At 65.1% G+C, this 12,940-nt stretch carries 11 protein-coding genes; 9 read left to right on the plus strand and 2 right to left on the minus strand.

The window, feature by feature from the left end; genetic code table 11:
* Nucleotides 1-114: 114 nt before the first annotated feature.
* Together CGLY_RS03015 and CGLY_RS03020 are read left to right on the plus strand one after the other, a co-directional pair.
* Entirely contained in the window at nucleotides 115-894 is a 780-nt protein-coding gene (locus CGLY_RS03015) for an HAD family hydrolase (RefSeq protein WP_052539565.1), read from the plus strand.
* Nucleotides 891-3,572 carry a glycoside hydrolase family 65 protein gene (locus CGLY_RS03020; RefSeq protein WP_052539566.1) on the plus strand — a complete coding sequence of 894 codons (2,682 nt, stop codon included), beginning with the start codon at nucleotides 891-893 and terminating at the stop codon, nucleotides 3,570-3,572. The genes CGLY_RS03015 and CGLY_RS03020 overlap by 4 nt, the downstream gene beginning before the upstream one ends.
* A gap of 62 nt (nucleotides 3,573-3,634) precedes the next feature.
* Here CGLY_RS03020 and CGLY_RS03025 read toward each other — a convergent pair whose 3' ends face one another.
* Nucleotides 3,635-4,276 carry an ABC transporter ATP-binding protein gene (locus tag CGLY_RS03025; protein WP_038546061.1) on the minus strand — a complete coding sequence of 214 codons (642 nt, stop codon included), beginning with the start codon at nucleotides 4,274-4,276 and terminating at the stop codon, nucleotides 3,635-3,637.
* Nucleotides 4,273-5,268: an ABC transporter permease gene (locus CGLY_RS03030; protein ID WP_038546064.1), complete on the minus strand. Its 996-nt coding sequence runs from the start codon at nucleotides 5,266-5,268 to the stop codon at nucleotides 4,273-4,275. Before CGLY_RS03030 ends, CGLY_RS03025 begins: the two co-directional genes overlap by 4 nt.
* A gap of 145 nt (nucleotides 5,269-5,413) precedes the next feature.
* Between CGLY_RS03030 and CGLY_RS03035 the strand changes: the two genes are divergently transcribed.
* The 7 genes from CGLY_RS03035 to CGLY_RS03065 all read left to right on the plus strand — a co-directional run bounded on the left by CGLY_RS03035 (nucleotide 5,414) and on the right by CGLY_RS03065 (nucleotide 12,928).
* Nucleotides 5,414-6,715, plus strand: coding sequence for a sensor histidine kinase (locus CGLY_RS03035; protein WP_144313621.1), 1,302 nt, complete (start codon nucleotides 5,414-5,416; stop codon nucleotides 6,713-6,715).
* Nucleotides 6,712-7,365, plus strand: a complete 654-nt coding sequence (locus CGLY_RS03040) for a response regulator (RefSeq protein WP_273373814.1) — start codon at nucleotides 6,712-6,714, stop codon at nucleotides 7,363-7,365. The genes CGLY_RS03035 and CGLY_RS03040 overlap by 4 nt, the downstream gene beginning before the upstream one ends.
* Nucleotides 7,366-7,460: 95 nt before the next feature.
* Nucleotides 7,461-8,204 (plus strand): succinate dehydrogenase cytochrome b subunit, encoded by a 744-nt coding sequence (locus CGLY_RS03045; RefSeq protein WP_038546068.1) that lies wholly within the window; start codon nucleotides 7,461-7,463, stop codon nucleotides 8,202-8,204.
* Between the two features lie 47 nt (nucleotides 8,205-8,251).
* The gene (locus tag CGLY_RS03050) at nucleotides 8,252-10,288 is read left to right on the plus strand and encodes a fumarate reductase/succinate dehydrogenase flavoprotein subunit (RefSeq protein ID WP_038546071.1); all 2,037 of its coding nucleotides are present in this window, start codon (nucleotides 8,252-8,254) and stop codon (nucleotides 10,286-10,288) included.
* Nucleotides 10,288-11,037: a succinate dehydrogenase/fumarate reductase iron-sulfur subunit gene (locus CGLY_RS03055; protein WP_038546074.1), complete on the plus strand. Its 750-nt coding sequence runs from the start codon at nucleotides 10,288-10,290 to the stop codon at nucleotides 11,035-11,037. The genes CGLY_RS03050 and CGLY_RS03055 overlap by 1 nt, the downstream gene beginning before the upstream one ends.
* Nucleotides 11,038-11,140: 103 nt before the next feature.
* The gene (locus tag CGLY_RS03060; protein ID WP_144313622.1) at nucleotides 11,141-11,491 is read left to right on the plus strand and encodes a tetraspanin family protein; all 351 of its coding nucleotides are present in this window, start codon (nucleotides 11,141-11,143) and stop codon (nucleotides 11,489-11,491) included.
* Nucleotides 11,492-11,599: 108 nt separating this feature from the next.
* Entirely contained in the window at nucleotides 11,600-12,928 is a 1,329-nt protein-coding gene (locus tag CGLY_RS03065) for a DUF445 domain-containing protein (protein ID WP_038546077.1), read from the plus strand.
* The last annotated feature ends 12 nt before the right edge of the window (nucleotides 12,929-12,940 follow it).

Genomic DNA, 12,940 nt, shown 5'->3' on the forward strand with positions numbered 1-12,940 from the left:
TCCACCGACCTCCGGGGTTGCTGCGTGCAGTGCCGGTCGCACACAGCAGACGTCCGCCCGGCGCACTATCATTGGCCCCCTGACACGATCCCCACACCGAGGAGCCTGCGCCGGATGACCGACCAGCCTGATCAGCCCGACCAGACCATTGCCCGCCCAGAGCTCAGAACCTTCGACGCCGTCCTCTTTGACCTGGACGGCGTCATCACACCGACCGCGGACCTGCACCGCGCCGCATGGGCGGCAATGTTCACCGAGTTCCTGCAGAAACAGGGCTCAGCCCCGTACACAGAGCAGGACTACTACGAGCACCTCGACGGGCGTTCCCGCGACGAAGGGGTCCAGAGCCTCCTGACCTCCCGTGGTATTACTCTGGCCCACGGCGACACGGATTCCGCCACCTCCACCGACGACACCGTCCTGGGGCTCGGACTCCGGAAGAACGAGGACTTCCTGCGAGTCCTCGAGCAGGGGATCAACCCTTACCCGGGCTCGGTGGCGCTGTTGGACGAGCTCGCCGGGGAGGGGGCACCGAGGATCGCCATTGTCAGCTCATCGAAGAACGCCCGCCAGGTGCTCACCGCTGCCGGGCTGATCGACCGCTTCGAGCTCATCGTCGACGGCACGGTCGCAGCGTCTGAAGGTCTCCCCGGTAAACCCGCGCCCGATACCTACGCCTTCGCCGCGCAGTCACTCGGCGTCGAGCCGTCCCGTGCCGTCGTCGTCGAGGACGCCACGTCCGGCGTCGCTTCGGGGAGGGCCGGCGATTTCGGTCTCGTCGTGGGTGTCGACCGAGGCGCAGGACGTGAGACACTGCTCGAGGCCGGCGCGGATATCGTGGTGTCCGACCTGGCAGAACTGACCACCAACGAAACCGGAGGCAACGCACGATGAGCGGAAACGACGCGACCGACGGCAGCGGAACGAATGGAAGCCGCCAGACGGCACTGGAGAATTTCCTTGACCAACGCCGTCGGGTGGCCTCTGTCGTCAACCGACCGATCGACACCGCTGACATGGCCAACGCCACCGAGGTGGCCGGAGTCGCCGACACCGTCGGCGGCGCAGACGAGGAGAGGCTCTTCCCCACGGGCTACCGGGCCGACCAACACCACCACGACACGGATCCTATGGAGGGGATCGACCGCGAGAACAACCCTGTGGATGAATGGGGATGGTACGAAAAGCGGCCCGAGCGCACCTCACTGGGACTCACCGAGAGTCACTTCGCCCTGAGTAACGGCTATCTCGGGGTGCGGGGGACACCGCCGGAAGGCCGTGACTCCGAGGCCCACGGCACCTTCATCAACGGTGTGCACGAGACGTGGCCGATTTCGCACGCGGAAGACGCCTACGGCCTGGCCCGGGAAGGCCAGGCGATCGTCCAGGTTCCCGACGCCAAGACCGTCCGCATCTACGTCGATGACGAGCCTCTGCGCCTGTCCCAGAGTGAGATCGAAGACTATTCGCGCGGTATCGACTTTCGCGACGGCGTCCTGCGTCGCAGCTTCGTCTGGCGCACCCCGTCCGGCAAACGGGTGCGGATCACCAACGAGCGCATGGTGAGCTTCAATGAACGCCACCTCATGGTCACCAGCACCGAGATCGAACTGCTGGACGCCCCCGCCGCCGTGGTCGTTTCCTCACAGATCCTCAACCGGCAGGACGGCGAAGACGAGTACTCCACCGTCATCGACCACACCGGCACCACCGCCGACGGCCCGGCCGGCGTGAACGACGGGGCCGACCCGCGCAAGGCCGAACAGTTCAAGGGCCGGGTCTTCATCCCCACCTACCAGGCACAACCAGAGGACGAGCGGGTCACTCTCGGCTACCGGATCAACCACTCCGGCATGACCGTCGCCGTCAGCATGGACCACGAACTCGAACTCACCGGGACCGACGAAGACGGTGACCATGCCGTCGACGGCGTGGAAGTCCACACCGAACTTCGCGAGGACGTGGCCCGGGTCGTCTACCACATGGCCGGTCGCACGGGGATGAAGCTGCGACTCGAGAAGTTCATCTCCTACCACTCGTCCCGGCACGTCGCGGCCGATGAACTCGCGTTCCGCTGTGCACGCACCATCAACCGCGCGAAAGCCATCGGCTTCCGGACCCTTCAGCAGCACCAGAAGAACTGGTTGGCCGAGTTCTGGGACCGCTCGGATGTACGCATCCCGAACCATCCTGAACTGCAGCAGGCGGTGCGGTGGAACATCTTCCAGCTCATCCAGGCATCCGCGCGCGCGGAAACCCAGGGTGTGCCCGCCAAGGGGCTCACCGGATCCGGTTACGGCGGGCACTACTTCTGGGACACGGAAATCTACGTGATGCCCTTCCTGACGTACACCAACCCCCAGTTCGCCCGGAACGCGATGCGCTTCCGCTACAAGATGCTGCCCGCCGCCCGCGAGCGCGCCCTTGAGCTGTCGCACGACGGGGTGCTGTTCCCGTGGCGTACCATCAACGGTCACGAATCCAGCGCCTACTACGCCGCCGGCACCGCGCAGTACCATATCGACGCCGACATCAGCTATGCGCTGATGAAGTACATCTACGCCAGCGGCGACACGGACTTCCTGCTGGACGAAGGCATCCATATCCTGGTCGGAACCGCACGGTTCTTCATGTCCCTCGGTTTCTTCAACTCGTCGGGAACCCGCTTCGAGATTCACTCGGTCACCGGGCCCGACGAGTACACCACCGTGGTGAACAACAACCTGTACACAAACGTCATGGCCCAGTACAACCTCAGGGTCGCGGCGGAAGTCGTCCGCCAGATGAAGTCTGACCGGCCTGGGGCGTACCGCGACATGATGCGCCGCACCGGCCTCAGCGAGGACGAGCTGGACCTGTGGGACCAGGCCGCCGACGCGATGTACATCCCGTTCAACGAGTCGACGAGGGTCAATCCGCAGGACGACCAGTTCATGCAGCGACAGCTGTGGAGCCTGGACGATCCCGAGGTCGGCCCGAAGCGTCCGTTGCTGCTGCATTACCACCCGTTGACGATCTACCGGTATCAGATCCTCAAGCAGGCTGACGTTGTCCTCGCGGTGTTCCTCCAGGGCTCGCAGTTCGACGCCGAGACCAAGCGGCGCGACTACAACTACTACGACCGGCTGACCACCGGTGACTCTTCATTGTCTGCCGTGGTGCAGTCGATCATGGCCGCAGAACTGGGAATGCACGACAAGGCGCTGGACTTCTTCCATCGTGGCCTGTTCATCGATCTCAACAATCTGCACGGCAACACCGCCGACGGTGTGCACATCGCGTCCTGCGGTGGTGTGTGGAGCTGCCTGGTCTACGGGTTCGGCGGATTCCGTGACCATTACGGGCAGTTCACCATCGATCCGCGTGTCCCGGAGGAGTGGGGTGGCCTGGAGTATTCGATCACCCTGCACGGTCGGATCGTCCGGGTGTCCGTCGCCGACGGCGAGGTGACCCTGTGTACCGCTGACGATGATCCGGAGGTCGTCGGACCGGTCACCGTCTGCGGTGAAGAGACGATGGTCGGGCCCGAGCCGGTCACCGTGTCCGGGGAGACGCTGCTCCGGGCGGAGTGAGGGCGACGGCGCCAGGGCCTCCGGACCGCGACAGGCTGAGGAGTGCCGGCGGAAGAGCCCCGTCAGCAGACCAGCGTCCCGTCGCGCATCTCCACCACGTGGTCAGCCTGGTCGAGCAGGCTCCGGTCGTGGGTGACCAGGACGGTGGCCAAGCCTCGCTCGGTGGTGAGGTCACGCAGCAGTTCCACGATCCGGCGGGACAGGGCGTGGTCCAGGGCCGATGTCGGCTCATCGGCCAGGAGCAGTGCCGGATCCCCGGTCAGTGCCCGGGCGATGTTCACCCGTTGACGCTGACCGCCGGACAGCTGGTGGATCCGCCGGTCGCCGAATCCGTCCAGTCCGACACGACTGAGCAGGCCGTCGGCACGTCGGCGTCGTGACCGGTCGATCCGTGTGCCACGGATATGGTCGGTGACCAGCAGTTGCTCGCGGACCGTCAGGGATCCGAGCAGGTTCGCCGACTGGAACACCATGCCGGTTGAGCCGTCGACGTCCACTGAACCGGAGTCGGCGGCGGACAATCCGGAGGCCACGGACAGCAGTGTCGATTTTCCGGATCCTGATTCGCCGACGACGGCGGTCAGCTCGCCGGCGCGAGCGGAGAAGGTGACGTGGTCCAGGGCGGCGACGGTGTGGTCGCCGTCCGGGTAGGTCACGCACACGTCATTGATGTTCAGGACGGTACGGGCGGTGGTGACGGTCATGCTGTTGCTCCTAATGCGAGGTGGGGGTCAACGGTGGATACGCGGCGCATGGCGATCAGGGCGCCGCACATGCCGAGCAGGAAGACACCGGCCGGTGGCAGCAGGAACGTCCACAGAGATGTGGCGAAGGGGACGGTTCCCACGGCCAGGGTGCCGAGCAACCCGCCGACCGCTCCACCGGCGGCCACTCCGACCGCCAGGATCACGGCGGCCTGGACCGCTGCATCGGTGACGACGTAGCGGGTGGAGGCGCCGAGGGCGCGGAGGACGGCGATATCCCGGGTGCGCTGGATCGTCCACACGCTGAGGAATGCCACGACAACCAGGGCGGAGATCCCGTACAGCAGTCCCTGGATCGCCAGGAGGGAGCCACGTTCGGACTGGTAGGCAGGAAGTGCGGCGAAGGAGTCGTTGACGGTGGTGGCGACGGTGCCCGTGCTGTCGGCAGCGGCGTCCCACTCGTCGTCGCTGAGGTCGGCGGTGGCCATGAGGACGGTGGGTGAGCTCGCCCCGGTCATCTCCTCCCACGTGTCCTCGTCCGCCCAGGCAACGGGTTGGTGGTTCATGTACTCGGTCTCGGCGGTTCCGCCGAGGCTCTCGGGCAGCAGCAGTCCGCCGTCGGGGACGCGGCCACCGGGAACCGGCGTCCCGGCAGGTAAGCCCATCAGTGTGACGGATTCGGTGGTTCCGTGGACGTCGAGCCGGGTTGCTGCGATTCCCAACGGAACGACGTCGGCGCCCGGGCCGGCGGCGTCCTTCCAGGCTTGTTCGTCTTGGGTGGTGACGGACGAGGCGATGAACGACGGCTCGTCGTCGGCGGCGAAGATGTAGCGATCCGGGTCCAGTGCTTTCAGAGCCGAGGTGTTCTGGTCGGCCAGGCCGCCGGTCAGTCCGGTGAGCATGACCAGTAGCAGGGTGATCAGGGCGACGACTGAGGTGATCAGTGTGAAGCGCCCTTTGGCTGCGACGATGTCTCTGAGGCCCAGGTACATGGGCATCCTCCTGTGATGGTGCGTGGATGACGTGATGTCATCCTCACCCGTCGCGGTGGGCCCGGACATCGACCGGAGACCTGATTTCCGGATCAACCGATCGGTCGATGCCAGCGTCGGGACTGTGCACCTAGGCTCGGGAATTGTGAATCCGCATACCTCCCTGCCCCGGATCCTCGGCACGTTGCGTATCGCGCTGCACGTGGTGTTTGCCGCGTTGTCGGCGTTCGCTCTGGTGCGCGTGATCCTCGACGGGGCGGGACGGGGTGGTGCGGCGGTGGTGGTCATTCTTTTGCTCACCGGGGTGTATCTCGCCGGGACGGTCGCGGAGAAGCGCGTCGCCGACGGTCGGAACGTACCGGGAATGCTGGGCCCGGCACGCCTCCGGTCGCTTGCTCCCTGGTGGCTGCTGGTGTTGCTGGTGCTGTGGGCGGGCGCCACCGCGTTGAGTCATCACGCGGTCTGGCTGTTGTTTCCGCTGACGTTCCTCATCCTCGCGGTTCTCGACATGTACGGACGCCTCCGGGGTCTGACGTTCGGCGCGGTGCATGTCGGTGTGCTGCTCCTGGCCTGGGCGGTGGGGGCGTTTGTTCCACCGTTGACGGGGCAGGGTGGGGGAGTGGCTGCTGTTGTCGGCCCCGGGATCGGCGTCGTGTTCGCAGCGGGGGCGTACTGGACCTACCGGGCACTCACCGGGGAGGCGGAACGCCAGCGTGCGACCGCCGATGAACTGCGGCGTACGCGCGACCGTCTCCTGGTTGCCGAGAAGAACGCCGGGCGTCTCGAGGAGCGGGAGCGGATCTCCCGTGACATCCACGACACCCTCGCCCAGGGATTCAATGCGGTGGTGTTGTTGTCCCGGGCCGCCTCGACGGCGGTGCGGCAGCAGCGGGTGGACGACGCGCTGACCCAGCTCTCGCTCATCGAGCGGACTGCCGGTGACAATCTCAACGAGGCCCGCGAGCTGATCCGTGACCTGTCGGCGGGGCTCCCGGACGGTCCGGTGGAGCCGGTGGAGGACGCGCTGCGTCGCATTGTCGACGACGTCACAGCCACCCAGCGGGCACTCGGCGACGGTCTGGTTGTGGAGATGGAGCTGTCACAACAGGTGATGGGCGCCGCCCTACCGGCGCGGGTGCAGGACGCGGTCGTGCACGTGGTCAAGGAGTCGTTGACCAATGTCGTCAAACATGCGGGCGCCCGGGAGGTCCTCATTTCCGTCCGCATGGAGAACGACGACGAGGACAGCACCCTGATGCTCGACGTGCATGACGACGGTCGGGGCATTGACCTCGACGAGGTCGAACGGCCGACCGGTGACGGATACGGGCTGACCGGGATGCGGCTGCGAGTCGATGAGGCCGGCGGTGACTTCGACGTCCTCACCGGCGCCGGCACCTGCATCACCGCAAGCTTCACTCTGGAGACCCCGGGAGGCAGGCCATGACTGTAGAAGACAACGTGGTCCGGGTGATGCTCATCGACGACCATCCGGTCGTCCGCGCGGGACTGCGGGCGATCCTCGACGGTTTCGAAGATGTGTGCGTGGTCGACGAAGGCGAGGATGGGGTTGACGCCGGGCGCGCCGTGGAGGCAGGGGCGGACGTCCTGGTGATGGACATCCAGATGCCGGGCGTGGACGGGATCAGCGCCACGCGGAACAACACCGCCGTCGGTGGGCCGCCGGTCCTCGTGCTGACCACTTACGACACCGGCAGTCACGTCATGGACGCCGTCGCGGCCGGGGCGACCGGCTACCTGCTGAAGGACGCCCCGGAGGACATCCTGCACCGGGCGGTGCTGGACACCGCCGCGGGCAGACGGACTCTGTCGCCGGATATTGCGGCCAGACTTGCCGAACAGGTCGGACGCTCCGGCGGAGCCGGTGAGGCCGGTAGGGAAACACTGTCGCGGCGCGAGGTGGAGATCCTGGCGGCGCTTGCCACCGGAGCCAGTAACCGCGAACTGGCACGGCGCTTCGTGATCTCACTGGCAACTGTGAAGACTCATCTGATACATATTTATCAGAAGTTGGGGGTGGAGAATCGCACGGCTGCGGTGGCGGAAGCCCGGTCACGCAGGCTGATCGACGGATGATCCGGCGGTCGGGTGTGATCTTTTTCACGAGGGCCGGGGTCGGTTGGTGCTTGCCACTATGAGGGTCGTACAGTGTCTATGACACTGGAGGTGCCATGACTGTTAAATACGACGATCCCGCTGCAATCGAGCACGGGAAAATTTCCATCAAACCGTTGAGGGAGAAGCCGGGCTTCCCCTCCTGGGCGATGAAGCTGACGATGGCCGTGACTGGCATCATCTTCGCCCTCTACGTCCTCGTTCACATGGTCGGAAACCTGAAAGTTTACACAGGTGCCGACCACTTCAACGAGTACGCAGGCTTCCTGCGGAGCATCGGCGAGCCGCTCATCCCGCACGAAGGCTTCCTGTGGATCGCCCGCGTGGTCCTGCTGGCCTCGCTGATCCTGCACGTGTGGTGCGCTTTCGCACTGAAGAAGCGGTCCCGGGAGTCCCGTGGCCGGTTCCGTCGCACGGCCAAGGTGAAGGGGTGGAACACCTTCACCGCCGGCTCCATGCTGGAGACCGGTATTATCCTGCTGTTGTTCATCATCTTCCACATCCTTGATCTGACCATCGGTGCGGAACCGGCGGCGGCCACCGCTTTCGAGCACGGCGAGGTGTACGCCAACCTGGTGGCGTCCTTCGAACGCCCGATTGTCGCGATCTTCTACATCCTGTGCATGGTCGTTCTCTTCCTGCACCTGAGCCACGGAATCTGGACCGCATCCTCTGACCTGGGGATCACCGGCCACCGGACCCGTCAGGTCATGCTGTGGATCGCCTACCTGCTGCCCGCGATCGTCATGATCGGCAACATCTCCATCCCGCTGATGGTGATGTTCGGCGTGGTGGATTAGTCCCGGACGTCAGCGAACAAAAGGGACCTAGGAAGAGAGAAGAGACTATGGGAATCAGTAAGCCCCACCCGCACAACCAGACCCCGGACTTCAACTACGACGAGGCTCTGCAGGCTTTCGCCGCCCCGAAGTCCAAGGTGGACGGCGTGTCCGTCGGTAACGTCATCGGCGACAACGCGCCCCACGAGGTCGGTCAGCAGCAGCAGTGGCAGTTCGACAAGGAGCACTTCAAGCTCGTCTCGCCGCTGAACCGCGCCAAGTTCCGCATCTTGATCGTCGGTACCGGCCTGGCCGGTGGTGCGGCAGCTGCCGCACTCGGCGAGCTCGGATACGACGTCAAGGTCTTCACCTACCACGACAGTCCCCGTCGCGCGCACTCCATCGCTGCGCAGGGTGGCGTGAACTCGTCGCGGTCGAAGAAGCTGGACAACGACTCCACTTACAACCACACCAAGGACACCGTCAAGGGCGGCGACTACCGGTGCCGCGAGAATGACTGTTGGCGTCTGGCCATGGAGTCCGGCAAGGTCATCGACCACATGAACGCCATCGGTGCCCCGTTCTCCCGCGAGTACGGCGGAACCCTGGCCACCCGTTCCTTCGGTGGTGTGCAGGTCTCCCGCACGTACTACACCCGCGGGCAGACCGGTCAGCAGCTGCAGCTGGCCACGACGTCGGCTCTGTACCGTCAGATCGGTGCCGGCAACGTGGAGATCTTCACCCACTCCGATGTCCAGGACATCATCGTCGAGGATGGCGTGTGCAAGGGCATCGTCACCCGCAACATCATCACCGGTGAGCTGTCCACCCACACGGGCCACGCCACAGTGCTGGCCACCGGCGGGTACGGCAACGTCTACCACATGTCCACGCTGGCCAAGAACTCCAATGCCAGCGCGATCATGCGGGCGTACGAGCAGGGGGCCTACATGGCGTCCCCGTCCTTCGTGCAGTTCCACCCGACCGGCCTGCCGGTCAACTCGGACTGGCAGTCCAAGACCATTCTGATGTCCGAGTCGCTGCGTAACGACGGTCGCATCTGGACGCCCACCACCAAGGGCGACGAGCGCCACCCCAACGACATCCCCGAGGACGAGCGCGACTACTTCCTCGAGCGTCGTTACCCCGCCTTCGGCAACCTGGTTCCGCGCGACATCGCCTCACGTGCAAACGCGCAGCAGATCAATGCCGGCTACGGCGTCGGTCCGAAGAAAAACTCGGTGTACCTGGACCTCACCCACGCCATCAAGAAGCTGGGCGAGGACACGATCCGCGAGCGCTACTCGAACCTCATCCAGATGTACGAGGAGGCCATCGGTGACGACGCGTACAAGGAGCCGATGCGCATCGCCCCGACCTGCCACTACACCATGGGTGGTCTGTGGACCGACTTCCACGAGATGACGTCGATCCCCGGACTCTTCTGCTCCGGTGAGTCATCCTGGATGTACCACGGTGCGAACCGCCTGGGCGCGAACTCCCTGCTGTCGTCTTCCGTGGAAGGCTGGTTCACTCTGCCCTTCACCGTCCCGAACTACCTGGCACCGCTGCTGGGTCAGGACGCCCCGGACGTCGACTCGGAGGCGGCCCAGGCCGCGCTGAAGCGGACCGAGGAGCGCATTGACAAGATCCTCAGCATCCGCGGCCCCAACCCGCACGGCGCCGAGTACTACCACCGCCAGCTCGGTGAGATCCTCTACCGCTGCTGTGGCGTGGCCCGTACCGTCGAGGGAATGCAGTCCGGCATCGACGAGATCCGTAAGGTCCGCGCGGACTTCTGGGAGAACGTCTTCGTGCCCGGCGACAAGGACGAGATGAACCAGCAGCTCGAGAACGCCATCCGCGTTGCCGACTACCTGGATCTCGGTGAGCTCATGTGCGTCGATGCCCTCGACCGCGACGAGTCCTGTGGCGCGCACTACCGCGAGGATCACCTCGACGAGGACGGCGAAGCCGAGCGCAACGACGACGAATGGTGCTTCGTTTCCGCCTGGGAGCCGGGCGAGAAGCCGGAGACCTTCGTCCGTCACTCGGAGCCGCTGTACTTTGACCGCATCCCGCTGATGACAAGGAACTACAAGTAATGAAACTGCATCTTGAGATCTGGCGTCAGGCGGACCACACCTCGGAGGGCCACTTCGAGTCGGTGGACGTCCCCGATGCCGAACAAGCAATGTCCATTCTGGAGCTCCTCGACCACGTCAACTCGGCGTACGTCGAAGACGGCAAGGAGCCCTTCGCGTTCGCCTCGGACTGTCGTGAAGGTATCTGCGGCACCTGTGGCCTGACGGTCAACGGCCGTCCGCACGGTCCGGACAAGAACAAGCCGGCCTGCCAGCAGCGCCTGTACAGCTTCAACGACGGCGACAGCATCAAGCTCGAGCCGCTGCGCTCCGCGGCCTACCCGGTGATCAAGGACATGGTCGTCGACCGGTCCGCACTGGACCGCGTCATGGAGAAGGGTGGCTTCGTCTCGATGGCCGCCGGTACGGCCCCGGATGCCGACAGTCTGCTGGTCAACCATGAGGACGCCGAGCTGGCTCTCGACCACGCCGCCTGCATCGGTTGCGGTGCGTGTGTGGCTGCCTGCCCGAACGGTGCGTCCCACCTGTTCACCGGCGCCAAGCTGGTGCACATGACCCTGTCTCCGCTGGGCCGCCAGGAGCGTGGCCGTCGGGCGAAGAACATGGTGGACGAGGCTGAGGGAACCTTCGGACCCTGCTCCCTCTACGGCGAGTGCGCCGACGTGTGCCCGGCGGGTATCCCGCTGACTGCTGTCGCCGCGATCACCAAGGAGCGTGCCCGCGCCGCGATCCGCGGCAAGGCAGACTAGCCCGCCACCCGGATTCTCCAGGGCACGAGTAGGCCCCCGCCTACACCCGTGCGCTAGAATCATGTTGTCGCCCGGGACCGACGTCCCCGGGGAGTACCGAAGGATGAGAGAAGAACCGATGATGTTTCCGCATTCAGATACCAAGGGTGAGCACTCGGCGTCACCGGAGTACCTCGAGGGCTATGTCCCCTCCAGCTGGGACGCGCCGCATTCGTCGTTGCACCGTGGAGTGACGTGGATGTCCATGGGGTTGCTGCTGTGCGCGGTCTTCATCATGGGCATCGGGATCTTCGGCTTCGCCGCCTACAGTGTCGATGCCCAGGAGCACGGAATCACCATCGGAATCGTCGGCTGGGCGGTCGGCATCGTTCTCCTTCTCGCCTCCTTCCTCGGTGTTCATATGGGTCGCCGTGGCACCCGCGAGTACCGTAAGGAAACCGGTCGGGTCTACTGACCGGATACCGCGCCTCCAGCGCTCTTCAGCCCTCTGCCCCCGGGTACATTGCCAGGTGGGCAGGGGGCTGAGGCATGTTTACGTGCCATGTCCGTCACAGGTGGAATAATGGGCCGGGTGACGTCCCCCATCAGCAACAGCCCGAACGACAGCCGACTCACGGTCCCCGGGCCGTCCCCGGAATCCGAGGCGGAGCGGCGTCGTGACCTACGCCGCCACAAGGCGTTCGCCACCAGCCTGCTTGTGGCGGCCACCCTGATCTACCTGTTCTGCCGGTGGCTGGAGGCCACGGGCAGGGACGGCGGGTGGACAGGATATGTCCGGGCCGCCAGTGAAGCCGGCATGGTCGGAGCACTGGCGGACTGGTTCGCCGTCACCGCATTGTTCCGGCACCCGCTGGGTATCCCGATCCCGCACACCGCGATCATTAAACGGAAGAAGGACCAGGTCGGCCATGCACTCAGCTCCTTCGTGGGCGAGAATTTCCTCAACGCCGCACTGATCACCGACAAACTCCGTCAGGCCAGGATCCCGGAACGCGCCGCCGACTGGGTACTGGACCAGGGAGGAGCGGAACGCACCGGCGTCGAAGCATCGAGGCTTATTGACCTTGTGGTCAACGGGGTGGACCCGACGGAAGCCGAACAACTGCTGCGCACACTGGTGATTGACAAGGTGTCGGAGCCGACCTGGGGTCCACCGTTGGGCCGTGGTCTGGAGCAGCTCATCAGCGAGGGGCGCACCGAACCTGTCGTTGACGCTGTGGTCGTCTGGTTGGACGACAAAGCACGGAACAGTGAGGAACTCATCGTTCGGCTCCTGGATGAACGCACACCCACCTGGGCACCCCGGTTCGTTCGGGATCTGGTCGGTGACAAGGTCTACCGTGAAGTGGTGCAGTTCACCGGGGACGTGCGCAGCAATCCTGAGCACGAGGCCAGACATGCCATCCGCCGCTTCATCAGCCAGCTTGCCCAGGACCTGCAGCACGATCCAGCGATGATCACCCGGGTGGAGAACTTCAAGGGCGACATCATGAACTCTCCGACGGTGCAGGCACTGCCCGGGACGTTGTGGGAGTCGGTACGGTCCACGCTGACGACGATGGCGCGGGACGAGAACTCCGTGCTGCGGACGAAGATCGTCACCTGGGTATCGGCTTTCGCTACCCGCGTCCGCACGGAGGAAGTGCTCCGGACCTCCCTGGAGAAGCGCATCGTGGGAGCTGCGTCCTACCTGGCCGAGAACTATGCGGGCGAGGTCACCGGGATCATCGGTGAGACGGTGGAGCGTTGGGACGCCGACGAGGCCAGTGACCGGATCGAGTTGATGGTCGGTAAAGACCTTCAGTTCATCCGGGTCAACGGCACCGTCGTGGGGTCGCTGGCCGGGTTGACGATCTACACCGTGTCCGAAGTCTTGTTCACGCTGTTCTGAGGACCCGGCGGG

Origin of the sequence: Corynebacterium glyciniphilum AJ 3170, from assembly GCF_000626675.1 — a bacterium.
GTDB lineage: Bacteria > Actinomycetota > Actinomycetes > Mycobacteriales > Mycobacteriaceae > Corynebacterium > Corynebacterium glyciniphilum.

Bases quoted from the DNA above. Each gene is read 5' to 3' on its own strand.
- CGLY_RS03055 (WP_038546074.1), top strand. From the start codon at position 10,288: ATGAAACTGCATCTTGAGATCTGGCGTCAGGCGGACCACACCTCGGAG.
- CGLY_RS03065 (WP_038546077.1), top strand. From the start codon at position 11,600: ATGGGCCGGGTGACGTCCCCCATCAGCAACAGCCCGAACGACAGCCGA.
- CGLY_RS03030 (WP_038546064.1), bottom strand. From the start codon at position 5,268: ATGTACCTGGGCCTCAGAGACATCGTCGCAGCCAAAGGGCGCTTCACA.
- CGLY_RS03025 (WP_038546061.1), bottom strand. From the start codon at position 4,276: ATGACCGTCACCACCGCCCGTACCGTCCTGAACATCAATGACGTGTGC.
- CGLY_RS03045 (WP_038546068.1), top strand. From the start codon at position 7,461: ATGACTGTTAAATACGACGATCCCGCTGCAATCGAGCACGGGAAAATT.
- CGLY_RS03060 (WP_144313622.1), top strand. From the start codon at position 11,141: ATGAGAGAAGAACCGATGATGTTTCCGCATTCAGATACCAAGGGTGAG.
- CGLY_RS03015 (WP_052539565.1), top strand. From the start codon at position 115: ATGACCGACCAGCCTGATCAGCCCGACCAGACCATTGCCCGCCCAGAG.
- CGLY_RS03040 (WP_273373814.1), top strand. From the start codon at position 6,712: ATGACTGTAGAAGACAACGTGGTCCGGGTGATGCTCATCGACGACCAT.
- CGLY_RS03050 (WP_038546071.1), top strand. From the start codon at position 8,252: ATGGGAATCAGTAAGCCCCACCCGCACAACCAGACCCCGGACTTCAAC.
- CGLY_RS03020 (WP_052539566.1), top strand. From the start codon at position 891: ATGAGCGGAAACGACGCGACCGACGGCAGCGGAACGAATGGAAGCCGC.